Origin of the sequence: Antrihabitans stalactiti (genome assembly GCF_012932915.1) — a bacterium.
In the GTDB taxonomy this organism is placed as follows: domain Bacteria; phylum Actinomycetota; class Actinomycetes; order Mycobacteriales; family Mycobacteriaceae; genus Antrihabitans; species Antrihabitans stalactiti.
Map to the genome: position 1 here is coordinate 315,767 of NZ_VCQU01000008.1, position 24,811 is coordinate 340,577.

The following is a 24,811-nucleotide window of genomic DNA, read 5'->3' on the forward strand; positions in this document are numbered from 1 at the left end:
CTTACGCTTCGCACGAAACCTGGGGAGGCCCTATGACCACGGTGGAACGTCCGCTGTCCGATGTAGTCTTCGAGCTCGCCGATGCCGACAGCTCGCTCGACGAACACGCGAAGTTGACTGTGCTTGCCGCGTTGGAGGGGCGTCAAGCTCTGCGTGATCACCTCGACCTCGCGCCAACCGGTCGAACGGCCGTCACCGTGCTCCCGACCAGGAGCACAGCCGAACCGACGGGAGCGTTCCTGACGTCGATCTCGGTCGCCGGCTTTCGGGGAATCGGACCAACAGCGACCTTGCCGCTGCATCCCGCACCTGGGCTGACCGTGGTGAGTGGGCGGAATGGGTCGGGTAAGTCGAGTCTCGCTGAGGCGCTGGAGTTCGCTGTCACTGGCGGGAGCTATCGGTGGCGCAAGAAGTCGACTCAGTGGACCGGCAATTGGCGCAACTTGCATCAGGATTCGCCTTGCCAGGTCCGAATCGGGCTCGCTGTCGAGGATGGAGAGCCGTCCGTGCTCGGTGTCGACTGGTCGCCTGGAGCAAACCTCGACGAGGCAACCGCGTGGCTGCAGGTCGGGAAGGGGAAACGCCAGCCCGGTTGGGACGGACTTGGTTGGCGCGACACCGTAGAGAAACATCGCCCGCTACTTTCGTACGACGAAATAGGTGGCTTGTTCGAGGAAGGTCCGTCAGCGCTTTACGACGCGTTGGCGAAGTTGCTTGGGTTGGAAGAGATTTACGACGCCGAGAAGCTGCTCGCCGATGAACTCGCACTTCGCAGGACCACGCGGAAGTCGGCAGCCGATGCCTTGAAGGATCTGAAACTTGCCCTCGCTTCATCCGACGACTCCCGTGCAGCTGATGCCGTTCTGCTTTTGAAGAAGCGCATCGTAGATCTGGACGCAGTGGGCCAGCTGGCGAGTGGAACCGCTGCGCGCGCGGACGCCACAATCGGCCCACTCCGGAAGATTTCGACAATCACCGTCGCCGACGCGGTGGAAATCACCGCAGGAGTCGAGCGACTCCGCCATGCGCTCGCCGAGACTGAGCGGCTCGCTGGGACGGCGCTCGAACTCGCGGAACAACGATCAAAGCTGTTGAGTGGGGCTATCGCGCTGTTCGATTCGCAGGGCGAAGGCGAATGTCCAGTCTGCGGCGAGGGTCGACTGACTGCCGACTGGAAGCAACATGCGACCGAGGAGCTCGCGGGCGGCCAATCCGTACTTGGTGAGATTCGTTCAGCACGAGCGGAACTCGATTCCAGTCGCCGTGGACTCCGAAGTCTCACGACCGGTGTCGTTGATGTTGCCCCAATTGGGGGAGTGGACCTCGAAACGCTCGAGCGGTATCGCAACGCCGTGTCGGCAGTAGCCGCCATCTCTACCGACTCCGATCTCACGAGCCAAATGGAAGCCAAGTTCGCCGAGCTTCGTTCCGCCGCAACGGAGTTAAAGGACGAGGCGAAACGAGAACTTGCCGACCGCGAGAACCATTGGGCGCCATTGTCGGAAAGCCTCGCGACCTGGATTGGTCTGGAGCGCGCCGCTCGCACCGCGGATCCTGCTGTCGCGGCGCTAACGACCGCCAAGAAATGGGTGACCGAGCACGCGGCCGACCTCCGCAATCAGCGACTTGCGCCTCTCGCCGACCAGGCTCGCAAGATATGGGCGGAGCTGCGTCAGGAGAGCAACGTCGACCTCGGCTCGATCACGCTTACCGGTACACGTACGAGCCGAAAGGCGATGCTGGAAGCGAGCGTCGACGGCCAGCCAGCGGGAGCGTTGTCCGTGATGAGCCAAGGAGAATTGCACGCGTTGGCCTTGGCTCTGTTCATCCCACGCGCGACGACCCCAAGCAGCCCTTTCAGATTCATCGTTCTCGATGATCCAATCCAGGCGATGGATCCTGCCAAGATCGACGGGTTTGTCAAAGTCCTTGCCTCGCTGGCGAAAACACGGCAGGTCATTGTGTTCTCGCACGACGACCGCCTGGCTGCGACGATTCGCCAACTCTCCGTCGATGCACGGCTCGTCGAGGTAACTCGAGGAGCGTCGTCGACTGTCGCAGTTGCCGAGACGCTCAATAGCGCCGTTCGATACGCGAGAGACGCGTTCGCACTGCTTGCAGACAAGCACGTGCCCGATGATGTTAAGAACCGCGTGGCCCCAGGTCTTTTCAGGCTGGCTATCGAAGCGGCGGCGCGAGATACGTTCTACGCGAAGCGATACCGCGCGGGCGTGAAACGAGAGACCGTGGAATCCGAGTGGGAGAATTCCAAGACAACGCGGAAGCGAATCGGTCTTGCCTTGACCGATGTTCCCGGCGGTGCAGGTTGGCCGGAGGCGCAGATCTATCGCAGAAACGCACTACGCATATGTGGGAGCGGAGTTCACAGTTCGACGCCGCTATCGACCAGAGACGCGAATGACCTGAGAAAGACCATCGCGGACCTTCAGAGCATCCGATGAGCACTGCGGCGGCGGTGCTGCTTCACAACGCCGAACTACTGCTCGACGGCACGATGGCGACGACCCAACCATCAGCCCGGCTATCGGCTTTCCTAGCGCGTCAGGCCTTGGAAGAGCTTGTTACGCAACGCTGTAAGGCGCTGGACGCGGAAATGCGGGGCACGACGGCCGCGTCGAAACTGGTGGTGCTCCGCGCCCTCGAGGACCCAGAGATCGCGGTCTCTGCGACAACTGCGTGGAATGGCCTGAGCAGTGCCTGCCACCACCACGCCTACGAGCTGTCACCCACGAACGACGAGGTGCGCCACCTATGCCGACTAGTCGCGGACCTGCTTGCTCGTTGAGTTGGCGGAGTGCCGTCGAATCGCGACGCCGCGCGACTTGGGCAACACAACCACCCGCAACGCCGCGCGCAAACTTTCGTGCGTGTGCACCCACGCCTCGGCTTCGTGGTGGCACGCTGCGGCTTCGTCGAGGTCGTCGGCCTCAGCGGCCGACCGACGCCACGACATCTCCTGCTCCGACGTGATGCGGAGGTAGTCGAGGATTGCGTCGCGGTCGTAGTCGCATACCGCCGCGACCTCGTGCGCGTCGAGGAGTCCCTCGCGATCCGGATCGAGGTGAAGCAGGACCATGAGTGCAGGCGGGAGTCCTGGATCGACTGCGAGGTCCGCAACGATCGCAGGTGCGCCCTCGCGCATGAACTGAATCCATCGGGCGAACGCAACGGCCAGATTCTTGGCGGCGAATACCGTCGATTCGACGCGCAGGACTCCTACGACGGTGTCGTCGACGACGGTCATGGTCACGTCGGGCCACTGCGGCGCATGTTCGGTGATCACGGCGGTGGCATTGGTCGCCTCGCCGAGGACAACCACGAACTCGAGGGTCGGCGCGTCCTCGCGCACACAGAGCCACGAGGGCACTCCGCCGACCGACAGCGGGATGTCGCCATGGACGTCCACGACTGCAGGTTCGCCGACGAGGTCGCTGACTGTGGCCGCCGCGAGCTGCCGCAGGTGATCGCGACCCCGCGATTTGATGGCAACGACGGGCGCCGGCTCGTGCGGACCGTCCTCGGTCAGGAAGGCGGGGTGTGGCACTTCCCACAGGTCCCGAAGCAGGTCAACTGCGAGTGCCGCGACCTTGTCTGACAGCCGTCGACCCACCTCGAGTACATACCGACCGTTCTTTCGACTACGCCAGCCGGCGGCCACGAGAGCGTCGAGGTCGGCGATGTCCATGACGTCGAGGCGGCGTCCAGCTGGGATTTCACACCTCAGCCGGTTCGCGCCCGTCACGCTGAACACGACGTGAGGCGAGGGGTAAATGACGTCATAAGTGCAGGTCAAGACCAGAGATTGCCCCTTCGAGAAGGAATCAAGACGGTCGGCGAGGGCACGCCGGAACTCGACCCATGCCGCGTCGATGTCAGCGTCGAAACTCGGACGATCAGACATGAGCGGCTCCTTGGACTCGTGGGACGCGAGGAGCACGCCATGGCTCGGACTCGCCCCTACAGACTATCGAGAGGGCCCGACAATTTCAGATCTCGGGCGTTCACGCACACCCGGCTATCCTGCTGTCATGCCTCGTTACGAATACCGATGCCGAAGTTGCGGCGACACGTTCGACGTGACCCGCTCGATGTCGGAATCGTCGGTCGCGACGCCGTGCCCACAGGGCCACGACGACACCGTCAAGTTGCTCACGACCTTGGGTCTCGCCGGCAAGGCAACCCCGGCCGCGGCGCCGCAAGCTCAGGCTGGCGGCGGCTGCTGAGGTGGGGGTTGCTGCAGCTGATCCGTATTTGTCGTACCCCTATGTGATCCTGTAGAGCTCGGATCGACCGGGCATCGCCTCGGCGGTTTGAGCATGGGAGAACATCATGCGTAATTCATTGTGGCTCAGTGGGATCGCAACAATCGGAGCAGCTCTGCTCCTGGCCGGCACTGCCTCTGCGGCACCTGCAACCTCCATTCGCAAGGACGGCACGTACCGCGTAGGCGTCGACATCGTCGCAGGCCTGTACCACTCCGATGGGGGTGGCGATTTCTGCTATTGGGAGCGCAAGTCCGGCTTTGGCGGCACGTTCGACGAAATCATCGCCAACGGGCTCACCGAAGGCGGACCGGTTTCCGTCGCGATCGCGCCGTCGGACGCGGGTTTCGAGACGAGTGGCTGCGGTACCTGGGTGTTGCAGAGCTGAGGGGGTGTCAGCGCAAGTCATCGAGCAGGACGTCGATGAGGCGCTCTTCCATCACCGCGCGACCGGCGTGGCGCATCTCGGCGGCGAGGGTCGGGTCCCAGGGCGATTCGCAGGGGCGATCTTTCTTGAACGCCTCGGATTCGCCCGCGCCCAGACCGCTGAGGTAGGTCGCGGTATCCATCCGCCAAGGTGTGGCGCCGAACTGCTGGATGGCCTTCGCAGTGGTGCGGAGTCCGGTCCAGTCGAAGTCGCCGCGCCAGTGGATGGTGCCAGTTGCTTTGGCCAACAACGCATTAGCGGCCATCGAGGGCTGGCCTTGGGTGCATACGAGAGGACACGAAATTTTCGACAACATCGCCGCTGAGACAACGGCGGGGTTCTCGCAGACGTAGATGTGCGGTGCGTCGACAACCAAAGGCCACCGGGTGAGCTGGGCGAGCGTCAGCGCGACGGGTCCGCCGATATCAGCGCTCGCGTTCAAGAAACGAGCCAGGGGATGGTCGCCGACCGTCCGCAAGCCGACAACCAGGACCGTCGACGATACTGCGTCGACGGCAACGCCGAAGTGGGCCCAGAGTTCTTTGCGTTGGGCGGTCGTGGTTGGTTCGGGCACGTCGAGGTCGGCGGCGAGGACTCGCAAGACCAGCCGCCGGACCGCACCCTCGCCCAGCGACTTCGAATTGCCGGTGGCATCGGTGGCGAGCTGGGTCAACGGCACGCCGGATGCGGGTAGCCGAGCCAGCACTGCGGCGGCGTCGCGCAACGCTCCTGACTTGATGAGGCCCAGCCGGTTGCGTTCTCCAGCAAGCACTTCAACGTAAGACGCCCACCGACTCCCAGCCAACAATGCTTCGACCTCAGCGAGCCCGCCTTCCAGCTCAGCCAAAGCCGAGGCCTTCTCCGCCGACCGATCCACCAACGGACCGAGCGTCTCGAGCAAACCCACGCCCCCATTGAGCGGGCTCGAAAGGAAGGTGTTCAGCCCGCCAAGCGAGAACGTCATCGTCTTCGCACCAACAGCCGACCGTCCAGTGATCGCCTGATACAGCCGATGCAAGTCCGGTGCCTCAGCAGCAGCCTTCACTGCGAAATCACCCTCGACCCGAAGACCGTTGCGCTGCAACCGGGCACGAGCGCGCCGGAGCACGAGTTCGAGCTCGGACGTCCCGATCCAACTCATGCGAAGTCGAGCCCACCTTCGATGGCGCGGGGAACACGGCGTTGCCCGGGGGAGCCGAGTGCGGCGGCGAGGTCCGAGCCGTCGTGTTCAGCGAGCAGCTCGCCGTCTTCCCAGACCAACAGTGTTGCGCTGACGGTGTTCTCGGCCGCCGAGTGGGCAAGGTCGTAGTGAGCGCAGCCGGGGACGTCGGCGTAGGTGATCCACAGGTCGTAGCCGGTCATGAAGAGGTCCAAGTCGAATTGCACGCTGAGTCCGAGCAATTCGCTGCGACCGTTGTCGTCGACGCCGGCGAACGCCTCGTCGAGCGCGAGCAGTCGTGGTGCCTGCGGATCCGCCGAATCGAGCATCACGTGCGCGGCTGCGAACAGCGGAAGGTGCAGCGACACAGACTGTTCGCCACCGGACAGCGCGCTGTGCCGGGCGACGGTAAGGCGCTCCTCAGTGCCGTCGCCAGAGATCAGCGTGAACGAGAACACGCGCCACCGACGGTAGTCCAACGTGGTGGACAGAATCTCGGGGTACGACCGCTCCGGATGCGCAGCCCGCGCCGCGCGGATCTCGGACGCGAAATGCGCGCGGATGGTGGCCAATTCGTCGTGGCCGAGCATGGAGGCGTCTCGGTCGAGCAGCTTGGAGACCGATCGGGCGTGGTCCGTCAAGGTGTCGGCGAGTACCCAATGCACGCCGATCGTGTTGCCCGACGACATGCGCCGTTGCTTCATCTCGGCACCCATGCGGGCGATCAGGTCGCGAGCGTCGACCGTCCGTTCGTGAATCTGCTGTGCCAACCCGGTCAACAGCGCGTCTTCGAGGATGCGCCGTTCGGCATCGGTGAGCAGAGTTTCCTGCTCGCGTCGGGCGCGATCGATGCGGTCGGCGAAGTCTGCGATCGACGAGGCGCCTTGCTCGTCGACGACCTGCACGACAGTCAGACCGTCGTCGTCATCCCAGCGCAACGCGAACTCTTGCCCCGACTTCGCCAGCTGCGCATCGAAATCCTGCAGCGCAGCGGTGACGGCGCTGCGGGTCGTCTTGCGGGCGGCGTCGCTGATCCGCACTGACTCCGTTGCAGTGAAGAGGTTTTGGAACAGCTCCAGGACCTCGGGAGGCAGGATCTGAGGAGTGGCATTGGGGCCGGCCGCCTCCGTCGCCGCCATCATCTGCTCGACGGTCGACCACGCCGCCTCGGTGCTCGGCCAGCGCGTGTCGGTGCCCGCGCCGAGCAGCGCGAGAATGTCGCGATGGGCGTACGGCGCCAGCCGCTTTGCGTCGGTGACGATCTCGGTGAAGGCAATGCGCAGACCCTCGACCGCAGTCTGATAGGCGCCGTCCGCCTTGCCGACTGCTTCGCCGCTTTCGCGGTCCGCTTTCCGTGCGGCGCGCTGCTCGGCTTTGCAGGCGTCGATCCGAAGGCGCGCTCGTTCGAGTTCGGCATCGATCTCTTTGGCGCTGGCTCCCAACGATTCTCGCAACGTCTCCAGGCGGTGCTGTTGCTCGCTGTATCCCTCTTGCGCCTCGGCTGCCTCGATCGCGAGTTCCTCGGCGAGCGAGGTCGCGTCGTCATTGCGGTCTGCGGCTTCACGTTCGCGCTCGGTCGCTCGATCGTGTTCGGACCGACTTCGCAGAACCGTCGTACCGGTGTTCTCGAAGTGCCGAATGGCAGCCGCGAGCGCATCGAGTTCCCGGGCTCGGCGCGGCGCCCTCCGCTCGACCGACGCAGTGCGGAGCCGCTTTTCGGCAAGCGACAGGTCGGCAACCGCCTGGTCAAGCTCACGATCGGCGTAGCCGGCGGATTCCGACCGCGACCGCAACATCACCGCAGCTTCGGCGACCTTGCGCAAGGCAGCCGTCACGGCCACGGTCCGGGGTAGGGCCTTGGTCGCGATCCCAATCTGCGCGAGTCGATCTGCAGCCGCGGAAGCTTCCGCCGAAGCCGCCTGCTCGTCGGCCGCAGCCGCAGCGATCAGCCTGTCCAGTTCGGCCAACCGCAACGAACGTCGATGAGCTCGCGCCGTCGCCCCGATGAATTCAGCGTCGGACTTGCGATGGCGACCCTGCGAAACCCCTTGGGCAAAGCGACCATCGACGCCGACGCGAACCTGAGCGTCGAGGTCATCGATCGAAATGGAAGCCAATACAGCCGCGACCAGGTCGCGCGGCACGGCGATGTTGTCTTCGACGACGAGAACGTCTGCAAGCGTGCGGCCCGGGGGGCGCTTGCCCGGAGGCAACGCCACAAGGAACTGCTCGGATTCGATGTCGGGCGGCAACTCGGGACCAGAAGAAATCCACCCGTCGAGGATGTTAGCGGCATGCAACGCAGCCTCGAGGCCAGCGGCGTCGGCGTCACTGACCGAGTCGGCAAACCGCACCAACTGCCACAACGGCGCACCGGAGAGTCCGTCGCGCGATTGCGTGCGAGCCGCGAAAGGTGGCGGCGCATCATCACGTTCGGCTGCGACCTCCGCGCGTTCGGCCGTCCGGGCGCGCACCTGCGCAGACGCTTCCGCGGCCCGGCCAAGTGCCTCGTGCCGCCGCGCCCTCGTTGCCTCGACCAGCGGCTCGACCCGCTCGGCGAGTACGTCAGCCAACGCCACCGCGTCGTCGTCGCCGGCATCCCCGAGCACAGTTGCGAGAGCCTCGAACAGCCCGTCGCGGACCTCGTCGAACGTCGTACCGTGTTGTTCCCACCAGCGCCGCAACGCATGTGCGGTGTCGGCGCGCGCGAGTTCGACGGCCGCCTCGGCCTCCGCGACCGCGGCGACAGCGGCAGTACGCAACTCGTGTGCACGCGCGGTCGCCCGTTCGGCCCGAGCCCGCTCGGAGCTGGCGGTATCGACGGCGGCCAAGGCGGTGCGAACGGCGTGGACGTCGCCATCGCGCTCTTCGGCGTGGCCGCGGATGGCCGCAGTCAATTGGTCGGCGCGTACGTGGGCGGGCAATGGCGTCCAGGTGATGCCGGCATCTTCTGCGGCAGCGAGCAATTCGTCTTCGGCCCGCGCTAGTCGGACCGCTGTTGAGCGCGCAGCCGTCGCGGCTCGTTCCGCCTCCGTTGCCCGCTGACTCGCGACGTCGCGCGCCTTGACCGCCTTGTCTTCCTGCTGGCGAGTAGAGGTTTCGAGCCTGCGGACCGCGTCGGCAAGGTCGTCGAGCTGCTGCTTGCTTTCGTACGCGCTGGATCCGTGCAGTGCGTCGCGGTTGGCAACGGCCTGGTCAAGTGCGTGGTCGGCGGCTTCGAGGCGTTGCTCGGCGGCGATGCGCTCCTCGGTTCGGCGCTCCCGCAACTGACGCGCGGCAAACAGGGCCGTGCTCGTGTGGTCGACGGTCGTCAGCCGCCGCTGAACCTGGTCGACGTCCGTCTTCGCCTGCACCCCAAGGTAACGCGTGTAGACGCCGACGAACTTCCTTGTGGCGGTATCGGCTTGGACCAAACCTTCGAGCGAACGCCCGACCTCTTCCATGTCGCTGAACGACCGGGCGGCGTCGGTGACAAGCTGCTCGTCGAGCGGCCGCAACCCATCGGTGAGGGCTTGCGACAGACCCTTTGGATCGAGGTTCTTCGCAAGCTGCGGACGGCGAAGCGTCAGAATGAGATTGATCAACTGATCGAATCGTTGTTGGCCCAGCCCGAACATCCGCGAATCGATTGCGGCGCGGTAGTCGACGGGCCGATCTGTGATGGAGTCACCGCCGATTTCGTCGGCCAGTTGCTTGCGGGTGAACGGGCGATCGTCGGGTCCGAGCAGCGAGAAGTCCACGCCCACACGTCCGTCGGTTACGAAGTACCAACGCGTCACCTTGTCGCTCGACCGCGTCGCCCGCATTCCGATGCCGATCGTCACGGCTTCCGGGTCGGACCGACTACCTCGCGCGAACTCCATCCAGACGTACGAGTACGCCGAATCCTGCTTGCGGTACAACAGGTTCGACTTCATCGTGCGCTCTTCGCCGGCGAACGGATTCAGCCGCCTCGGCTCGATGCGCCCGTCGAAGACGAACGGGAACAGGACCTCGAGTGCCTTGGTCTTGCCCGAGCCGTTTGGTCCGCGCAGAACCAGTCGCCCGTCGGCGAAGGAGAATTCCTGGTCGCGGTAGTCCCAGAGATTGACGATTCCCGCGCGGGTGGGGACAAACCGGGTCCGCTTGTCGGTCATTGATTCTCCTCGAAAAGTGCGGGCTCGCTGACCCGCGACCGCACGGTGACGACTGCGCCGCGATAGCGGGCGAGGGCGGGCAACGCGAGCAGTCCGCCATCGACTGCGTGGACGAGTCGCAGCTTGTCCAGCAATGCGACGGCGCCGGCGAGCAAGCCCCGTGTATCTGCTTGCCATTGGGCGGCAAAGGTTTTCCCGTACAAGTGTGTGAGTTGTGTGACCGTCTCCAGCAACCACGATTGTTCGACGAAGACATGACGCACGCCCGCGACCCCAGCTAGCGACCGCTCGTCTGGACTGTCGGCAAGCGGTTCGAACACCGTGGATTCCGGTATAGCGGAATCGAGTTGGGCTGCCAACGCGACGCTGGCATCGGTCATAGGGAACCGTCGAACATCCTCGAGGTCGACGTCGAGGACTCGGTCGGCGATCTCTCCGGCGAGCAACAAGGCGACCTGGGCGACCGTTCCTGTGCTCGGGAATCGTACGTCGGACATGCGGCCTGAGGTGTCGATCAGCGCGACCCCCTCGGCTCGGCGTTCCGTCCTCAAGCCGGTAAACAGCTCGACATCAGAGACGACCTCCGACAGCAACGGAACTTCTTCCGCCGCAAGATCTTCCGTATAGACCACGGGCCGCTCGACGAGTGCACGCCGGACCCGTCGAGCCGCCTCTGCCGGATCCGCAGGGGACTCGTCGTCGAGGGCATCGCCGGCCAGCAAGCCGCGCACACTGTGCAGGTGCTGCAGCACTCGTGGCGGCCGAAACAGAGCGTGCACGACCGAACGGTCGATGTCATACAACGCTTCTCCGGCTTCGGGATCGCTCGCCCAACCGCTGGCGTCGCCGTCGGCCAGAGTAATTGCGCCGCGCGTCGCAAGCCACCCGACCGCATCGACGAACGCATCGCGGTCGCTGGCACGGTCCGTAGCGAGGTCGAGGCCTTCGATCTGCAGGGTGTCGGCCGCGACGTGATCGGCCAACTCCGACAACGTGATCTGATCGCCGGACCGTCCCAGCGCAGCCAATGCGAGGGCGAGGTAGGCGTACCGGCGCCGGTCGAACACGCGCTCGGTCGCGGTCCGGGCGGGTTGACTGGCATCGAGCCGGTCGATGACGGGGAACAGCCGCGCCGTAGTCTCCGTGACCTCGAGCCGGTAGCCGAACAGGTGGGCGAGGTCGTCGCGCAGTTCGGTGGCCCACCGCCGGACAAGCGGCAACGCGATACGGTCCGGATACGTCCGCGTCACAAGGTGATTCGACAAAATGACGCGCGCGGCACGCTGGTAGTTGTCGAGCGCGAGCGCGTCGATACCGTTCGCTGTCATCGGACGCTCAGCTTGCGATTGTTCAAATGCAGCAATCCTCTGGCGGTCTTGATGACCGTCGACCCCTCGCATTCGCTGACCGTCAGAGTCACTCCGTGTTCGGCCCCCTTTGAGCTGCCCACCCGGCCGCTCACGGGCACCCACGCCGTCGACGCGATGTCGAGCAGACGCAGCAAAACCTCGGTTTCGCGTTCGTCGAGCACCCGCTCGTACACATCGGCTGCGGCGAGTGAACGAGCCGCGGCTGCACGGGCTCGCTGCACTTCGAGTTGCGCCTCGCGTAGCCGTCGAATACTGCCGTCGTTCCGCTGGATCTTCGCGGGCGCGCCAGGGGAGGGGAGTCGGCCGGTTTCGGCCAGCGTCCGAGCGATGTCGAGCGGCGGCGCGACCCACCACGATTGCGTCGCAGAAATGATGTCGGTGTCCTGGTGTTCCATTGCCAGATGCCGAGGACGACCCAAACCGAACACCGCACCGAAGAGCGCATGCGCACTGTCCGTCGTCGGCGCGGCCGCGAACCACCCCGCTAGGTGCCGCAACGCCGACTCGCGGCTCACCCCACCTTTTCGGGTCTCCGTGACCCTGCGCAGGAGTGAGAGCACGGCCGCGATCGCGCTCATCGTGGCTTCGCGCAGGCGGTCCGACTCGGTGAATTCGTTCTCGGCGGCGACGAACCAGTTCGCGAGTCCGGACCAGCGGGCGCGCCAGTCTGCGGCACGTTCGTCGACGGTGAGCAAGATCCGTTCGTCGTGTGTCGCGGCGTGGGCAATGAGCGCGTCGAGGTCGGTGTCCTCGACCTCTGCGATGGCTGCCGCGAGTTTCGGGGCGAACCGCGCGAGGTCGAGGCTGAAATCGCGCATGTGCATGAGGAGGGCGTCTTTGTGGGCGAGGAACGACTCGGGCGTCACGTCGGTGGTCCGGACGAGGTCGCCGAGCGAGAGGTAGAAGTGCGCTGCCCGCGTCGCCATGTCGGACAGAGCGGTATCGAGCCGGTTGAGTTTGCGGTAGACGAGCTCGCCGTCGCCCGCACGATTCGCGGCCGCGAGGTCGGTCAGGTCCGCGAGCAGGTCCGGCAGGACGAGGCGGGACAGTGCTGCGTCGTCGAGGCGTGCGCCCAGCACCTCCTCGACGGCGCGATAGGCCTGATAGCCGGCCTGCGCGAACTGGTAGACGTAGTGCCGGTTGCGGTACTCGGCCAGCGTCGCTGCGCGGGTGCCGTCGTAGCTTCGTTCCAGGACACCCCAGTGGTGCAGCTGTTCGAGCAGCGGGGTCACCTCGGCGGCGGTCGGGGCCGACTCGTCCTCCGACGCTCGTCGCAGCATCTCGGCGATATCTGCGGCATGCAGCAAGACGACGTATGCCGACTGCGCACTGTCGAACGCGCGCAAAACCCGCAGGTAGTCGGCCCGTTTCTCAGCCGTGGCGAAGGAGAAGAGACGGAGGCGATCGTCGCGGAGATGCTCGTCGACGGATTCCATCACCGCAATAGGGTAGTCAGTCGCTCGGACCGGACGTGTCGGACCCGTGCGCCATCATGGACCCATGATCATCGTTGCCGGCCACCTTCGCGTCGATCCTGCCGATCGTGCGAGCTACCTCGACACCTGCCAGGAGGTCGTCACGCTCGCGCGCGGGACCAAAGGTTGTCTCGACTTCGCGCTGTCCGCGGACATCGTCGACGCCGACCGCATCAACATCCTCGAGCGTTGGGAGACGCTCGAAGATGTGCAAGCGTTCCGGGGAGAGGGGACTGGTGACGACCTCGGCGCGCGGATCCTGGGAGCCGACGTCCGCGAATTCGAGGCGTCGTCGGAGACCAAGCTTTAGAGAATCCTCGGCGGCAGCTCGCCGTGCGGTAGCACCGGACCGACCGCGACCAGACTGCCCGCCACCCGGCCTTTGCCCCAGCCGATCTTCTCGCGGTAGCGCCCGATGTGGTCGTCGTCGACGGAGTCGCGATCGTCCAACGGTGTCGATTGCGGATGGACGTACAAAGCGTCGGTCGGGCAGTAGGCCTCGCACATGAAGCAGGTCTGGCAGTCGGATTGCCTTGCGATAAGGGGGATTCCGGAGTCGGTGCGGTCGAAGACATTCGTCGGGCACGCGTCGACGCACTTGTCACAGCCGATGCAGGCGTCGGCGATGAGGATCTCGATCACGACACTGCCGCCAGATTGCCAACGGCGGCATCGGAAGTCCAGGTCCATACCGAATCCAGTCCACCGGAAAGGACGTGATGATGCTGCTGTGGATCGGCGTCGGGGTAGTCGTCGCGCTTGCTCATGCCGCGGCTTTCCGTGCGCGCCAGGCTCGACGCATACATCCACCGTCCGACCGCGGTGATCGCCGCTGCCTGCCGAGCGCGGATGCGTCCGTCACCGTCGCTCGCACCGAGATCGTGTTCGACGTTGTCCCACAACAGGTTCAGCTGGTCGGCGGCAGCGGTGAGGCGCGTTCCGTGTCGGAGATAGTTCTTTTCGAACGGAATCAGCTCGTCCTGGGCGGACGTAATCACTTCAGCAGCGGTCAGTTCGGATTTCGACGGCCACAACGCCACTCGTCCGGCGCCTCGCAGTTCGCTCAACGCCGGAACACGCGTGGACAGAGCCTCCCGTGCCGCACCCCGCCCGGCCCACGTCCCCGACGACATTGCCCATGCCGAGTTGTGGCTACCACCGCCGGTGAACCCGCCGCAGATCCGTTCGCGCGTGGCCGCATCACCGGCAGCGAACAGTCCTGGCACGCCGGACCAGCAGTGCGAGTCGACGATATTGATCCCGCCCGTCCCACGAACTGTTCCCTCCGCGAGCAGGTCCACCTCGAACCGGTCGGTGAACGGGTTGATGCGCTGACGGTCGAAGGGGAGGAAGAAGTTCGGCTGACCGAGCCGCATCTGGCGCTGGACGTGCTCGTCGGCACGATCGATCTGGGCAAACACAGGTTCCGACAACAGGGTTCGCGCAATCACCGAACGGCCCTTCAACGACCCAGCGCCGTCGATCACCCGACCGTCTGCGTGGAAGAACGTCGCGTAGCCGTAGTAGGCGGTCTTCGTGACCGTCGCACCTTTCGGCACGATAGCGTACGCGTTGGAGAACTCCATGCCCGAAAAGTGCGCTCCCACTTCGGCTGCCATCAATGCACCGTCGCCCGTGTTGACGTTGGTACCGAGCGCCCTCGAAAGGAACGCGCAACCTCCGCTGGCGAGAACGACTGCGCCAGCAGAGATTCGATAGTCGCGTCCCAACTGCCGCTGATAGCCAGCTGCACCTCGGACCGCGCCGTCGGCATCGACCAGCAACTCCAACGCAGGGGAGTGGTCGAGGATCTGCACCCCAAGTCGCTTGACCCACGCCCGCATTCGGCGCATGTACTCCGGACCCTGCACGCCGTTGCGGAGCTGTTGGCCCGTGTCCGGATCGATGGGAAACGGGTACTTCCCTTCTACCGCAAGACGATCCATGTTCGTGTACGTCTGGTCGAGGACGCGATCCATCCACTCGTGATCGGCCAGGTACCCGCCAAGCGCCTCCCTGCTGGCCTTCGCCTCCGCACGCTTGACCGGATCCGGCGCGACGTACCACACGCCGGTCCCCGCAGGAGCCGTCGCGCCACTCGTTCCGCAATAGCCCTTGTCGACAAGGACCACATCCGCACCGGCCTGCCGTGCATGGACCGCCGCCCACGTAGCCGCTGGTCCACCCCCGACGATCAGGACATCGGTACTCGTCTCCCACACTCCGCTCACCGGCATGCACGAAGGCTAGAAGCGGGCGAGCCGATCGCACAGGTTTCCAATCAGTCCGATCGCTATCCGCGCTACGGTGCTTGGATGCGGGTGAAACATCAGGTCAAGCCGCTGCGGGGGGCCAGACTCTCTACAACGACGACGGGCGTTCCATGGCGCGAAACGCTCAGTTGGCCTGAACCGCCAAGTCAGCCAACGGGCACAGGCTCTTTGGCGCCCGACAGCTGCCGGACCGCGGGAACGGCGAGGGTCCCGATACACGCGGCGATCGCCACCACGGACAGCAGCAGCATCCCTTCGCGCAGTCCGATGAACGCCGCGAGCGGCCCCAGGGCGACGTAGCTTACGGGCGTGAATAGTGAACAACTGAAGTCGTCGATGGACCTGACTCTGGAGAGCACTCCCAGCGGTATCCGTTCCTGCAGAACGGTATTCCAGTAGACCAACGCGATGGAGAATGCTGCCCCGGACACCGCGCTATACAGGCCGATAATCGGCAGCCCTGCGCCGCTGACCAGGACCGCCGGCCGTGCCGCCGCGACAGCGAGCAGAGTGGCACACGCAGCAACCGGGTAGGCGGCGGGCACTCGCAGCGCGAATGCGCCTCCGAGTAACGCCCCACCCGCGAACGTCGCCATGATCACGGCCCAGCCGTCCGGGCCACCGAAGTCGAGCAGCGCGACCTGCGGACCGAGCACCAACACGGCCGGCCACGCCAAGGCGCTGAACACCGTGAAGTTCACAATCGACGTCCACAGCCAGGTCCGCGAACATACCTCGCGCCAGCCGGTTTTCAGCGCCGGGAACAGGCGCTCCGGTTTCGTTCGTTTTGCAGAGTGCATTTCCCGCCCGCCCGTCCGGCGGACACCCATCAGGGCAACGGCGCTGACCGCGAAGGTGGCGGCGTCCATTGCGACGGCCGCGCCGGGTCCGACTGTCGCGATGATGATGGCGCCCACTGCGGGGCCCAGGACGCGGGTCAGGCTGGTCGACATCGAGATCAGGGCGTTTGCCTCGCGGAGCGACTCAGTCGGCACGAGTTGCGGAAGGATGCCCCCTAATGCGGGCGTGAACAGTGCTTCCGCACTGCCGTAGATGGCCTGCAACGCGATGATCTGCCACACGTGCGCGGTTCCCGCTATGAGGAGGGCGGCCAGCACGGCCTGTGAGCCCGCGCGTGCCACATCGGACGCGATCATCAGCCCTCTGCGCGAAAAACGGTCCGCGAGTACGCCACCGAGCAGAAGGAGACCAGTCAGTGGTACGAAACGGGCAGCAAGCACAGCGCCCAGGGCGGCGGGCGAGCCGCCGATCTCCAGCACGACGAACGTGATCGCCAGCATGGCGGGGGCGTCGCCGGCCATCGACGCGGTCTGCGCTACGAACAGCAGGCGAAAATCACGCTGCCGCAGCACTTCACGCGCGCGCATCGAGCCAGTCGTTGACCATGGGGACCGCCTTTTCCGGGCCGAGCATGGAAACGCCGTCTCCATGGCCGCCGCGCCACATCTCGTAGACCACGCGTGATTCCGGGTCGATGACGGTGTCGCCCGATTCCCGCAGGGTTGCCACGTGCCGCTGGATCACGGGCCGATCCCACATGGCCTTGTTCATATGAGGGAACCAGAGGCACGGCGCCGGCGACGCCAACAGCGCGGTGGTCGCGGGCGTCGAGGCCAACCCAAGCGCCGTCGCAGCCACCAGGTGTGCGGTCCCTGGGAGCACGACAATTGCCTTGGCGGTCATGGCGAGTTCTACCGGGTTGAGAGTCGGGCTGTCGGAGGTGATCACCTCGTCGGCCAGCCAGCCGATCACCTCACGTGGCACGAACCGTTCCGCGCTCTTGGTGAGCAGGACGACGATCTCGCTCTGCGTTTTGCGGAGCTCGCTCAGGTAGAGCGGCAAGACGAGCGAAGCGCTGGACCCCGCGGCGATAACGACGAGCGCTCCATGGCGCATAACGACTCATTTCTTGGGTGGGCGGGCATAGTTGCAGGAAGGGGATCGCCCGGCAATCACGGGCGATCCCCTTAACCAAGGACAATCAGCAGGTCTGGCCTCCAACGGCGGTTTCAACCATTTCGACACCTCCATTTCGGTTGGGCGAGCACGAGTTTGAGGTCCGGCTGGTGCCGGGGATAATCAGCAGGTCTGGCCTCCAACGGCGGTTTCAACCATGACGACACCTCCATTTCGGTCGATCGAGCGCGGGTGGTTGTCAGAACCGACAGTTGCCGGGGTCTGGTTCGCTGACGCCGGGCGACATCCCCGCCGGCGTGATCAGTACGACGTTGAGCGTCAGCGGCTTGTCGGTCTCGTTGCGCACGGTGTGCACATGATGTGGATGCTCGACCCAGCCCTCTCCGACGGTGAATCTGGCTGGCTTGCAATCCTTGTCGTCGGCTTCGTATCGAGTCGCGTTTCCGTCGGCGACATTCACGAGCACGTCACCAGGATGGGAGTGCCAGCCGACGCTGCCGCCGGGATCGACGATGAGGACCGAGAATTGGACGTCGACGGGGCCTGTCGGGGTGATGTGAATGCCGTTGGGTACCAACGACTTGCTGAGCACTTCGCCGTTGACTCCGACGTTGGGGACAGCGTGGGCGGGCAGTGCCGCGGAGGTCAGAGAGAAGGCCGTCAGGGTCGCCGCGCCGATGTAGACGATCAACCGCCGAACGTTTCGTGCCATGCGGGCCTTCTTTCAAAACCATTGGTGCTGACTTGATTTCGTTGCATTTTGCTGGGAATAACGTTAGGTCGGTGCATGTCGTGCCGATACGTATCCGAGGGTGCGGCTTGGCCACCCTTGTGCTCGGACTTCACACCAAGGGTGGCTGTCGATCCACCGTCAACCCACCGGTCCGGGATCCGTCGAGATCAATCTCTGTGACGTGGGCTTCGAGAATCCAGGGTCGGATAGGTGATCATCGTTGCCGGCCACCCGCGCGATGCGCACGCGCGAGCGACCCGACGATGAAGACATCCGTACACACCGGCGTACTCCGAAGGCCAATAGTCGGGGCACCGATCGCACAGGTTTCCAATCAGTCCGATCGCTATCCGCGCTACGGTGCTTGCATGCGGGCGAAACATCAGGTCAAGCCGCTGCGGGCGGGCCAGACTCTCTACAACGACGACGGCGTGCCCTATGAAATCATGAGCGTGATCGGCAAAGGTGGCTTCGGCCAAGCCTATTCGGCATTTCGCATGTCCGACGACGGAAAGCGACCCGTCGCGCAAGTCTGCGTCAAGGTCTGCCAAAGTGCCGACGACTGGCATGGGGAAGCGTTCTTCGGGAAGATCGTCCGCGGCAACGACCGGGCGGTGCAGATGCTCGACTCGTTCGTCGCATCGACCGGCAGTGGCCGTGACCAGGTACGACGCCACGTGCTCGTCTTCGAGTACATGTCCGAGGGGACGGTGGACGATGCGGTCCGGGGGTCCGGTGGTGTGCCGTGGCGCGAGACGCGGGTGCGCAAAGAGATCGGCGGCGTTCTGCAACTGCTCGCGCAGATGCACAACGTCGGCGTCACCCACCGCGACCTCACGCCTGCGAACGTCTTCCTCCGCGACGGGCATCTTGTCCTCGGCGATTTCGGCATCACGCGAATGACGTTGGACCCCAAGCGTGCCGAGGTCACTGCATTCACGCCGGCCTACACGCCGAGGGTGGTGTGGTCGCGGGGGCGGTGGGGTCCGGCGGAGGACGTTTTCCAACTAGGTCTACTGACGTGCACGCTCCTGACCGGCGAGGTCTGGACCGCGGAACGCGTCAACACGCTGCGGCAACTCGACGTCGCCGACGACCTCAAGTGTTGGATCTGGCACGCCACCGCCGCGAGCGCCAAGAAGTACCTGGACGCTGCCGATGCGAGCGAAGCGTTGTCGTCGTTGAAGAGCGTCACAGTGCTTCCTGGGCGGGCGCCGACGTCGATGTTCGGGCAGAAAGTCGTGTTCACCGGCAAGCTCGACCACCTCACACGCGAACAGGCGACCCGACTTGTCACGCAGGCCGGCGCGCAAGTGCAGAGTTCGGTCGGTGATACGACGACACTGCTCGTGCGCGGACCAGTTCGTAACGCGCTCAGCGAATTCGAAGGCCGCAAGCTGTTCGCCGTGCGGGAGCGGCGGCGGCTCGGCCAGCCGATTCGGATCATCACCGGTCGTCAACTGGAGCGGTTGGTCGCCAAGTGAGCAACGCGTGCCCTTGCCGCTTCGGCGAGCCGTTCGATCAGTGCTGTGGACCGCTTATTGCACGCGAGAAGACGGCGCCGACCGCGGTTCAGTTGATGCGGTCGCGGTATACGGCGTTCGCGGTGGGCGACGTCGACTACTTGTTGTATTCCTGGGACCCGTCGACGCGGCCATCAGATTTGGAGCTCGATCCGGACCAGCGCTGGCTCTTCCTCGAGGTGCTGAGGACCAGTGCCGGCGGATTGCTGGATTCCGAGGGCGTCGTCGAGTTCCGCGCGCACTACAAGACTGCGGGACAACGTGATTCGCTGCATGAGGTCAGCAAGTTCGTCCGTCACGACGGCCGTTGGGTGTACTTGGGCTCAATCTGATTCAGCGAGCTTTGCGCGCACTGCCATGAGTATGAATCCCAGCTTGTTCGTCCCGGGCCACTGTGACGGCTTGCCGAGTCGCTCGTCCTCGGCGGAGATTCCTGCACCCCAGATTTTGTCGACAGGACTGGCCTCGACAAGAATCCGGTCTTTCGTCGACAGCAGGTAGTCGCGCAACTCTTCGTTCTGGCCGAACTTGGCGAGGTTGGCGCGGTAGACGATTCCGTGGCTGACGCGCGCCCATTCTTGCGCGTCGAATCCGGCCACTCCGCGGCCGAGTTTCTTGATCTTGGACGGATTGGTCGCACCGAGAATTACCTGAGCGCTGCGGGCGTCGTCGAATGTGGTTGCCTTGCCCCACATCATGTATTGCTCGGCCGACGAGAACCGGTGGTGGTCGCTACGGAAGTAGCACCGGTACCACTGACTCAGGCATTCGGGCCCGATGCGACCTGAGTCGGATGGCTTCGCATTCAAGAACGGCAACATGGTCAGGCGAGCACCTGCGGCTTCTCGCCTGCAGAGTGCTTTGTAGTCAGCCGTCGGGTCGGTCATCGGTCAAGGCTACCGGCGCTACAAGGGCTCATCGAACAACGTCGGCTCGACAGGATTCGAGAACAGCTCCAACTGCCGGTGACGATGGACCGGCTTGGTCAGCAAACGTAGAGCGGTGCTGAGCGATTCGGCGGTCCGCTCCCACGCATCGGCTTCGTGAGTGAAGGTGTGCTCGTCGTCGACCTTTCCTCGCTGCCGTGCTGCCAGCGCCGAATTTCGCCAGGCGACAACCTGTTCGGTGCAGATATGGACATACTCGGCGACGGTCTGACGGCTGTCGTTGCAGGCAAGCGAGATGACGGCGGGGTCCAGCCCAAGTCCGTCGGGGTCGAGATCGAGGATCGCGAGCAAGCCGGGCGGGAAGGTGCTGTCGCGGGTCGACGGGCGGCGCCTGCCGAACGCGTCGTCGGCGCTCAACATGAACTGGTGGAAACGCTCCAGCTCCTCGATGAACTGACCCGATTCGAACGGCTCCGCCGGCATGACCGCGACCGCGCGAATCATCTTGCGCATGATGAACAGCGGCACCTGCCAGTCGCGTTTGAGTTCGGCGACCAACTCGGCGGTGCGATCGGGGTCGTGACCGTTGTGTTGGAACATCGCCCACATCTCGATCTCCGGCGAATCTTCACTGATGACAACGAACATGACGAGCTTGCCGAAGTAGACGTTGAAGTCGCCGTCGTCGTCGATGACGTAGTCGAAGCCTGCGGCCGTGAGCGTTCGGCCGATCAACGCGCGGAGGTGCTCGGGATCGAAGGGCGCGGGCTCGCTGACGGTCTCGGCGTTCACCATGACGGTCAAGAACGATGGGTGCGGCACGTCCCACACATCTCGGAGGGCTGACACCGCCAGCGTTGCCAGCTGATCGGCGCGCGAAGTGTCGAGGTCGACGAAGTAGGCGGGGGAGCCGAGCGGACCCGGGTTTGGCTGGTGAAAGCCCAGGTCAAGGAGCGTTGCTACGTCCTCGTCGCGCAACCAACGGTCCTTGCGGAGATACGGATTCGACGGAACCTCACACCGCACCACGCCACCCCAGCCAAAGAACTGGGCGCAGGGCGACAGGTCCGCATCCTCGAACCCGCACTCCACGACCAGCAGATCGTCGTCGGACATGGCAGCAATACGGTCCGCAAGCTGGTCGCGAAACGCAATCCATGCCCGCTGCACTTCACGATCGAAGTTGTCGACATCGCTGTTGGTCATGGCAGACAACCTAGCGGTGACCACCGACACATTCCTTCTATTAATCAGCGATGGATCGACTAGACCAGGTCGTCAGCCCGCCACCAGGTGTGCAGACCGCAATGATTCCGCTAGGCCCCGCGAGCGTCCACGCCTTATACGAATTGTCCGGCCGGACCACCAATCGCACGTCGTTGCCGAATTCGATTTCTAGTGTGCCGTCTTCAGATGTTGTGGCCGACAGATTCGTAGACTGCCCGCGCGCGATCCCGAAGTTGGTCGTCGTCGAGCCCGCCGACCTCGGCGCGAAGGGCTGGATCTGCGACGTAGTCGTCGACGTCTGCGAAAAGGGAATCGAGCAGAGCAAACTGCGATTCAGGCCATCGATCTACGTCGTTCTTGAATGCAATTAGGTACTCCAGCTCAAATTCCTGAGCGGTCGAGGTGCCCGTGACGAATCGGCCGATCATCGGTAGCAGACCTCCGCCACGATCACCGCGCTTCAATTCGGCACCACGGATATCGTGCATCGAATCCCCGGCGCCTGGCCGAGGCGAGCGTCCGCTGTGACGAGCGAGCAGCCCAACTGTTCAGCCACGGCGACGTACGACGCGTCGTAAGCGGACAAGTTGTCCCTGAGCTCCCAGATTCTGCTGAGAACAGCATTGATCGGATAGCGCGTCATCCCCAGACGACTCCACACGTCCAGTGCGGCACGGCCGTTGCTTTCGCCTAAGCGGCCGGAGAGGACGCGGCGGCGGAGTGCGCTCGCAACTTCGGGGTCAATGAGGTGCGGGACGTGAAGTTGTTCTTGCTCAACCATTTTTCTGGATTCACCTGCGTTCAGCAGGGCTGCGACCGCAGCCGAAGCGTCGAGGACGATCATCGCTCGTTGCGTTCCGCGACGATGTCATAGACGAGTTCCTTCGGGTCGACGCCCAGATCGGGGAGCTGACCCAACAGCGCTGGATTGTCCGCGCGCCGCGACACCTCCGTGAGCTCACGTACCGCCACGGCCGCGACCGACGCGCCCGAGGCTGCTGCCAACCGCTCTAGGCGGTCCACCACCTCGTCGGGAACGTTGCGCAGGTACAAAGTCCTCATGTTGCATAATGCTAGCAAATCTGTTGCTTCATGCAGGCCCTGCTCGGTTTTGTCTCCCCAATTCATGCCCTGAAGCTAGCGGTGAGTACCGACAACGATGACTGATGCTTACCGAACCTTGCGACCCTAAGGTTCGGTAACGGCACCGGCTGCCGAACCCTACGAGTCGCAATGGCGTCCGAGCGATCAGTCAGCTCGGAAACGCCGCCAACAACTGGTCAGACGAGGCGACGGCACCGAATACCCCGCCTTGCATGGTGACCATGTGCAAGGCGGCCGCGTGGTTGGCGGGGTCCGTGGCTCCCGTGCAATCGGAGAGGATGAGGCATTCGTAGCCGCGGTCGTTGGCTTCGCGCATCGTGGTGTGGACGCAGACGTCTGTAGTGATGCCGGTCAGGATGATGTAGCGAATCCCGTTGGTGCGCAACACCAGATCGAGGTCGGTGGCGTAGAAGGCACCCTTGCCTGGCTTGTCGATGATCGGCTCACCGGGCAGCGGTGCGACCTCGGGAACGATCTCCCACCCCGGCTCACCTTTGACCAGTATTCGACCTTGCGGCCCCGAACTACCTATCTCCGCACCGATTTGGGCCGAACGCCACCGCTTGTTGGCGGGGAGGTCGGAGAGGTCGGGGCGGTGACCTTCGCGGGTGTGGATGATGGTCATCCCGGCCGCACGAGCCGCAGCCAGCACCCGCGCAGTCGGTTCGAGTCCGGCGCGGGTCAACGACAGGTCGTAGCCCATCGCATCGACGTATCCGCCCACGCCGCAGAAGTCGACTTGCCAGTCGATACAGATGACGGCCGTCGCCGACGGATCGATCGGGCCGTCGAACGGCCACTTGTACGGTGTCGAGTCGACAGTCCCGAGGAGCGTCATGCTGCCACCGCCTTCGATCGCACCGCATACCGGAAGCCGACGAACGCAATGGCGCCGACGACCATGCCCACCAACGCATCCGACAACCATGGTGCGTTTTCATGGGCGGCCAGCGCTGCGGCAGAACCCACCGCCCACGCTGCGAAGGGCGGCCACTTGACCGCAGCGTCAGAGCCGGACCACGCGACGAGCTTGGGCAGCACAAGCTGATCGAGGATGATGACGATGCCGATCGGCGGAACGATCACGCCGAGCAGGTTCAACCACTGCTCGAAGTGCGACCAGATTCCTGCGACCGCGAGTGCCACGCCGATCACGCCGAGGATCAGGGTCAGCGGCCGCATCTTGTTGCCGCTCAACTGTCCCCAGCCGACTGCGCCGTTGTACAAGCAATGTGCGCACACCGAGCCGAGATTCACGAAGACGAACACGACGGCGAGCGGAACGAGTAGTCCGCCATGGTCGATGAGGGTGCCGAGGAAATTGCCGCCATTCGAAGCGGGGTTCGTCGCAGCAGCGAGCGCGACGATCAGCCCGCCGACGAACAGCGCGATGCCGTTGGCGATCGGGAAGGCTGAGAAGGCAGCCCAAAAGCCTTGGCGCCCATTGCGGGACCAGCGAGTGAAGTCCGAGGTCATGGTGCCCGAGTCGATGAAACACGCGACCACCAACGTGATCGCCGCGCCCATGCTCATCGCAGCCGTGCCAGCACCGCCGGAGTAGGACAGCGCGTCGGAGAAGCTCGAATTACGCAGTGCTAGAACGATCGCCGTCACGCTCAACGCGATAAACAGCGGCGCCGCGATCACGCCGATCACCGAAAGCGCGCGGATGCCGAGCAGCGTGATCAGGATGTAGCCGACGCCGGCGCCGAGGGTCGTCCACTCCTCGCTCCAATGCATGGTGTCCGCAAGGATCGCTCCCGTCAGACCCGTTTGGAACGCGAACCAGCCGATGACGATCGTCGCCAAGAAGCCGGACGGTACGACGTAGCCCTTCTTGCCGAACGTCTCGATTGCGGTGAGCGCGAAGTTCTTTCCCGTCTTGCCCGCGAGGTAACTGAGCGATCCGACGTAGGACATCAGAACTAGGTTGCCGACGAGGATCGCCAGCATCCCCTTCCAGAATCCGAGCGAATACACGACCAACCCGCCGAAGACCGCACAGGTCAGAATCATTGGGAAACCGACCCACACAGCCGATACCGACGCGAGGCTGCGTCGCGCGGTCAGTGGGACCGGAACGTTCTCATATTCTTCGGCCAACGCCGATTCTGCGCCGTGCTCGACGGCTTCCGCTATTGCGGTCATGACAGGGACCCTAAGGTTGTTGGTGTCTGGGGTTGGTGCCCTGGATGCCCAGGGCGGTGGGGTGTAGCTGATGATCGGATGCCGCTTTTGTGGCTCGAAAGGAGTGGCTGCCCCGCCGTGCTGGACGC

25 protein-coding genes are annotated in these 24,811 nt (G+C 64.5%); 7 read left to right on the forward strand and 18 right to left on the reverse strand.

Annotated elements, in window-relative coordinates; all coding sequences use genetic code 11:
• Positions 1-32: 32 nt before the first annotated feature.
• Positions 33-2,462, forward strand: a complete 2,430-nt coding sequence (locus FGL95_RS22790; RefSeq protein ID WP_169591086.1) for an AAA family ATPase — start codon at positions 33-35, stop codon at positions 2,460-2,462.
• Positions 2,459-2,806, forward strand: a complete 348-nt coding sequence (locus tag FGL95_RS22795) for a hypothetical protein (RefSeq protein WP_169591088.1) — start codon at positions 2,459-2,461, stop codon at positions 2,804-2,806. The genes FGL95_RS22790 and FGL95_RS22795 overlap by 4 nt, the downstream gene beginning before the upstream one ends.
• Here FGL95_RS22795 and FGL95_RS22800 read toward each other — a convergent pair.
• A complete protein-coding gene (locus FGL95_RS22800) occupies positions 2,780-3,922 on the reverse strand; it encodes a TY-Chap domain-containing protein (protein WP_169591091.1) in 1,143 nt (380 codons plus the stop codon). The genes FGL95_RS22795 and FGL95_RS22800 overlap by 27 nt on opposite strands.
• A gap of 127 nt (positions 3,923-4,049) precedes the next feature.
• Here FGL95_RS22800 and FGL95_RS22805 point away from each other — a divergent pair, with 127 nt between their 5' ends.
• Both FGL95_RS22805 and FGL95_RS22810 read left to right on the forward strand, forming a co-directional pair.
• Positions 4,050-4,244: an FmdB family zinc ribbon protein gene (locus FGL95_RS22805; RefSeq protein WP_169591093.1), complete on the forward strand. Its 195-nt coding sequence runs from the start codon at positions 4,050-4,052 to the stop codon at positions 4,242-4,244.
• 106 nt (positions 4,245-4,350) lie between these two features.
• On the forward strand, positions 4,351-4,671 hold the full coding sequence (locus tag FGL95_RS22810; protein WP_169591095.1) for a hypothetical protein: 321 nt from the start codon (positions 4,351-4,353) through the stop codon (positions 4,669-4,671).
• A 7-nt stretch (positions 4,672-4,678) separates the two neighbouring features.
• Here the strand turns inward: FGL95_RS22810 and FGL95_RS22815 are convergent, their stop codons facing one another.
• The 4 genes from FGL95_RS22815 to FGL95_RS22830 are packed head-to-tail and all read right to left on the reverse strand — an operon-like array spanning position 4,679 to position 12,811.
• Positions 4,679-5,851, reverse strand: a complete 1,173-nt coding sequence (locus tag FGL95_RS22815; RefSeq protein ID WP_169591098.1) for a DUF2399 domain-containing protein — start codon at positions 5,849-5,851, stop codon at positions 4,679-4,681.
• Complete coding sequence (locus FGL95_RS22820; protein WP_169591100.1) at positions 5,848-10,005, reverse strand: TIGR02680 family protein; 4,158 nt, start codon at positions 10,003-10,005, stop codon at positions 5,848-5,850. Before FGL95_RS22820 ends, FGL95_RS22815 begins: the two co-directional genes overlap by 4 nt.
• Positions 10,002-11,333, reverse strand: coding sequence for a TIGR02678 family protein (locus tag FGL95_RS22825; protein WP_169591103.1), 1,332 nt, complete (start codon positions 11,331-11,333; stop codon positions 10,002-10,004). Before FGL95_RS22825 ends, FGL95_RS22820 begins: the two co-directional genes overlap by 4 nt.
• Complete coding sequence (locus tag FGL95_RS22830) at positions 11,330-12,811, reverse strand: TIGR02677 family protein (RefSeq protein ID WP_169591210.1); 1,482 nt, start codon at positions 12,809-12,811, stop codon at positions 11,330-11,332. The genes FGL95_RS22825 and FGL95_RS22830 overlap by 4 nt, the downstream gene beginning before the upstream one ends.
• A gap of 64 nt (positions 12,812-12,875) precedes the next feature.
• Between FGL95_RS22830 and FGL95_RS22835 the strand changes: the two genes are divergently transcribed.
• A complete protein-coding gene (locus tag FGL95_RS22835; protein WP_169591106.1) occupies positions 12,876-13,160 on the forward strand; it encodes a putative quinol monooxygenase in 285 nt (94 codons plus the stop codon).
• Here FGL95_RS22835 and FGL95_RS22840 read toward each other — a convergent pair.
• The 5 genes from FGL95_RS22840 to FGL95_RS22860 all read right to left on the reverse strand — a co-directional run bounded on the left by FGL95_RS22840 (position 13,157) and on the right by FGL95_RS22860 (position 17,773).
• Entirely contained in the window at positions 13,157-13,492 is a 336-nt protein-coding gene (locus tag FGL95_RS22840; RefSeq protein WP_169591108.1) for a 4Fe-4S binding protein, read from the reverse strand. The two genes, FGL95_RS22835 and FGL95_RS22840, sit on opposite strands and share 4 nt — an antisense overlap.
• On the reverse strand, positions 13,489-15,087 hold the full coding sequence (locus FGL95_RS22845) for an FAD-dependent oxidoreductase (RefSeq protein ID WP_206072193.1): 1,599 nt from the start codon (positions 15,085-15,087) through the stop codon (positions 13,489-13,491). The genes FGL95_RS22840 and FGL95_RS22845 overlap by 4 nt, the downstream gene beginning before the upstream one ends.
• A gap of 182 nt (positions 15,088-15,269) precedes the next feature.
• On the reverse strand, positions 15,270-16,511 hold the full coding sequence (locus FGL95_RS22850) for an MFS transporter (protein ID WP_169591110.1): 1,242 nt from the start codon (positions 16,509-16,511) through the stop codon (positions 15,270-15,272).
• Positions 16,498-17,040: a flavoprotein gene (locus FGL95_RS22855; protein ID WP_169591113.1), complete on the reverse strand. Its 543-nt coding sequence runs from the start codon at positions 17,038-17,040 to the stop codon at positions 16,498-16,500. The genes FGL95_RS22850 and FGL95_RS22855 overlap by 14 nt, the downstream gene beginning before the upstream one ends.
• Positions 17,041-17,299: 259 nt before the next feature.
• Complete coding sequence (locus FGL95_RS22860; RefSeq protein ID WP_169591115.1) at positions 17,300-17,773, reverse strand: cupin domain-containing protein; 474 nt, start codon at positions 17,771-17,773, stop codon at positions 17,300-17,302.
• A 389-nt stretch (positions 17,774-18,162) separates the two neighbouring features.
• Between FGL95_RS22860 and FGL95_RS22865 the strand changes: the two genes are divergently transcribed.
• Both FGL95_RS22865 and FGL95_RS22870 read left to right on the forward strand, forming a co-directional pair.
• Positions 18,163-19,278 carry a protein kinase domain-containing protein gene (locus FGL95_RS22865; RefSeq protein ID WP_169591118.1) on the forward strand — a complete coding sequence of 372 codons (1,116 nt, stop codon included), beginning with the start codon at positions 18,163-18,165 and terminating at the stop codon, positions 19,276-19,278.
• Positions 19,275-19,649: a YchJ family metal-binding protein gene (locus FGL95_RS22870; RefSeq protein ID WP_169591120.1), complete on the forward strand. Its 375-nt coding sequence runs from the start codon at positions 19,275-19,277 to the stop codon at positions 19,647-19,649. Before FGL95_RS22865 ends, FGL95_RS22870 begins: the two co-directional genes overlap by 4 nt.
• On the opposite strand, the gene FGL95_RS22875 is transcribed toward FGL95_RS22870, so the two are convergent.
• The 8 genes from FGL95_RS22875 to FGL95_RS22905 all read right to left on the reverse strand — a co-directional run bounded on the left by FGL95_RS22875 (position 19,641) and on the right by FGL95_RS22905 (position 24,683).
• A complete protein-coding gene (locus FGL95_RS22875; RefSeq protein ID WP_169591123.1) occupies positions 19,641-20,204 on the reverse strand; it encodes an NADAR family protein in 564 nt (187 codons plus the stop codon). The genes FGL95_RS22870 and FGL95_RS22875 overlap by 9 nt on opposite strands.
• Before the next feature lie 18 nt (positions 20,205-20,222).
• Positions 20,223-21,410, reverse strand: coding sequence for a TY-Chap domain-containing protein (locus tag FGL95_RS22880; protein ID WP_169591126.1), 1,188 nt, complete (start codon positions 21,408-21,410; stop codon positions 20,223-20,225).
• Positions 21,411-21,450: 40 nt separating this feature from the next.
• Positions 21,451-21,708 (reverse strand): DUF6188 family protein, encoded by a 258-nt coding sequence (locus FGL95_RS33190; RefSeq protein WP_420838076.1) that lies wholly within the window; start codon positions 21,706-21,708, stop codon positions 21,451-21,453.
• Complete coding sequence (locus FGL95_RS22885) at positions 21,614-21,895, reverse strand: colicin immunity domain-containing protein (protein WP_169591128.1); 282 nt, start codon at positions 21,893-21,895, stop codon at positions 21,614-21,616. Before FGL95_RS22885 ends, FGL95_RS33190 begins: the two co-directional genes overlap by 95 nt.
• On the reverse strand, positions 21,892-22,275 hold the full coding sequence (locus FGL95_RS22890; RefSeq protein WP_169591131.1) for a type II toxin-antitoxin system VapC family toxin: 384 nt from the start codon (positions 22,273-22,275) through the stop codon (positions 21,892-21,894). Before FGL95_RS22890 ends, FGL95_RS22885 begins: the two co-directional genes overlap by 4 nt.
• A complete protein-coding gene (locus FGL95_RS22895; RefSeq protein ID WP_169591134.1) occupies positions 22,272-22,493 on the reverse strand; it encodes an antitoxin in 222 nt (73 codons plus the stop codon). Before FGL95_RS22895 ends, FGL95_RS22890 begins: the two co-directional genes overlap by 4 nt.
• A 190-nt stretch (positions 22,494-22,683) precedes the next feature.
• The gene (gene biuH / locus FGL95_RS22900) at positions 22,684-23,373 is read right to left on the reverse strand and encodes a biuret amidohydrolase (protein ID WP_169591136.1); all 690 of its coding nucleotides are present in this window, start codon (positions 23,371-23,373) and stop codon (positions 22,684-22,686) included.
• Complete coding sequence (locus FGL95_RS22905) at positions 23,370-24,683, reverse strand: purine-cytosine permease family protein (protein WP_169591139.1); 1,314 nt, start codon at positions 24,681-24,683, stop codon at positions 23,370-23,372. The genes biuH and FGL95_RS22905 overlap by 4 nt, the downstream gene beginning before the upstream one ends.
• Positions 24,684-24,811: the final 128 nt, after the last annotated feature.

Bases quoted from the DNA above. Each gene is read 5' to 3' on its own strand.
- FGL95_RS22790 (WP_169591086.1), top strand. From the start codon at position 33: ATGACCACGGTGGAACGTCCGCTGTCCGATGTAGTCTTCGAGCTCGCC.
- FGL95_RS22795 (WP_169591088.1), top strand. From the start codon at position 2,459: ATGAGCACTGCGGCGGCGGTGCTGCTTCACAACGCCGAACTACTGCTC.
- FGL95_RS22800 (WP_169591091.1), bottom strand. From the start codon at position 3,922: ATGTCTGATCGTCCGAGTTTCGACGCTGACATCGACGCGGCATGGGTC.
- FGL95_RS22805 (WP_169591093.1), top strand. From the start codon at position 4,050: ATGCCTCGTTACGAATACCGATGCCGAAGTTGCGGCGACACGTTCGAC.
- FGL95_RS22810 (WP_169591095.1), top strand. From the start codon at position 4,351: ATGCGTAATTCATTGTGGCTCAGTGGGATCGCAACAATCGGAGCAGCT.
- FGL95_RS22815 (WP_169591098.1), bottom strand. From the start codon at position 5,851: ATGAGTTGGATCGGGACGTCCGAGCTCGAACTCGTGCTCCGGCGCGCT.
- FGL95_RS22820 (WP_169591100.1), bottom strand. From the start codon at position 10,005: ATGACCGACAAGCGGACCCGGTTTGTCCCCACCCGCGCGGGAATCGTC.
- FGL95_RS22825 (WP_169591103.1), bottom strand. From the start codon at position 11,333: ATGACAGCGAACGGTATCGACGCGCTCGCGCTCGACAACTACCAGCGT.
- FGL95_RS22830 (WP_169591210.1), bottom strand. From the start codon at position 12,811: ATGGAATCCGTCGACGAGCATCTCCGCGACGATCGCCTCCGTCTCTTC.
- FGL95_RS22835 (WP_169591106.1), top strand. From the start codon at position 12,876: ATGATCATCGTTGCCGGCCACCTTCGCGTCGATCCTGCCGATCGTGCG.
- FGL95_RS22845 (WP_206072193.1), bottom strand. From the start codon at position 15,087: ATGCCGGTGAGCGGAGTGTGGGAGACGAGTACCGATGTCCTGATCGTC.
- FGL95_RS22850 (WP_169591110.1), bottom strand. From the start codon at position 16,511: ATGCGCGCGCGTGAAGTGCTGCGGCAGCGTGATTTTCGCCTGCTGTTC.
- FGL95_RS22855 (WP_169591113.1), bottom strand. From the start codon at position 17,040: ATGCGCCATGGAGCGCTCGTCGTTATCGCCGCGGGGTCCAGCGCTTCG.
- FGL95_RS22860 (WP_169591115.1), bottom strand. From the start codon at position 17,773: ATGGCACGAAACGTTCGGCGGTTGATCGTCTACATCGGCGCGGCGACC.
- FGL95_RS22865 (WP_169591118.1), top strand. From the start codon at position 18,163: ATGCGGGCGAAACATCAGGTCAAGCCGCTGCGGGCGGGCCAGACTCTC.
- FGL95_RS22875 (WP_169591123.1), bottom strand. From the start codon at position 20,204: ATGACCGACCCGACGGCTGACTACAAAGCACTCTGCAGGCGAGAAGCC.
- FGL95_RS22880 (WP_169591126.1), bottom strand. From the start codon at position 21,410: ATGACCAACAGCGATGTCGACAACTTCGATCGTGAAGTGCAGCGGGCA.
- FGL95_RS22890 (WP_169591131.1), bottom strand. From the start codon at position 22,275: ATGATCGTCCTCGACGCTTCGGCTGCGGTCGCAGCCCTGCTGAACGCA.
- FGL95_RS22895 (WP_169591134.1), bottom strand. From the start codon at position 22,493: ATGAGGACTTTGTACCTGCGCAACGTTCCCGACGAGGTGGTGGACCGC.
- biuH (WP_169591136.1), bottom strand. From the start codon at position 23,373: ATGACGCTCCTCGGGACTGTCGACTCGACACCGTACAAGTGGCCGTTC.
- FGL95_RS22905 (WP_169591139.1), bottom strand. From the start codon at position 24,683: ATGACCGCAATAGCGGAAGCCGTCGAGCACGGCGCAGAATCGGCGTTG.